At 69.0% G+C, this 706-nt stretch carries 1 pseudogene; it reads right to left on the reverse strand.

The features are described from left to right. Positions 1 to 305: 305 nt before the first annotated feature. Positions 306 to 706 (reverse strand): annotated as a pseudogene (locus NBW84_RS23850) (class I SAM-dependent methyltransferase); the annotation flags it as partial.

Consider the following 706-nt stretch of genomic DNA (forward strand, 5'->3'; position numbering starts at 1 on the left):
AGCCAGCCAAGATGATCTAGGGCGCCGGTCGGGTAGCGCGGATCCCATCCACGGCCGGCCGCACAGGTCATGATCCAGGAGAGTTTGTCGTTGTGTACGCTTTTTGGCCGCAAAAGCGTACACAACGACAAAATTATGCCGATCTTCTCCGGTGGCCGGCGTCCATCGAAGTGTGCCACTGTTTGTGGGGATACGTATGGTTACCTGGCCGGCGCTCTAGATGATCGATGAGACGGCTGGCCGGGCCGGCCCCGGCGGGCGGGCGGAACTGTGTTCCGCGGGGCACTGTGTTCCGCGGGGCGCGGTCAGGCCAGCGCGCACTGCCGGTCCGGATGGTTGCCTCGCACGGCGCGGACGGTCAGCCGTACGTAGTCGACGACGGGCTCGGGCAGGCGCTCGGCGACCGCCCGGGTGAACGCGGCCCGTTCGTCGAGCGGCAGCCGGTCGAGATGAGAGCCGAGGACGACCGTTTCCAGGTAGCGCAGCAGCAGGTCGTCGTCGGGGAAGACCGCCGGGTCCGCCACCAGCGCCACCTCGGCGTCGACGAAGCCGGCGGCCCGCAGCCGGGCCCGCGTCCCGGCGACGTCGGCGAAGTTCCACACGTCCGGCACGTCGTCGACCAGGCTGTCGATGGCGCGGCTGACGTTCGCGATGTTCCCGTGCCCACCGCATTCGAAGACGAGCTGGCCGCCGGGGGCCAGCACGG

The sequence above is a fragment of the Protofrankia sp. CiP1_Cm_nod2 genome, from assembly GCF_920664355.1.
Classification (GTDB): domain Bacteria; phylum Actinomycetota; class Actinomycetes; order Frankiales; family Frankiaceae; genus Protofrankia.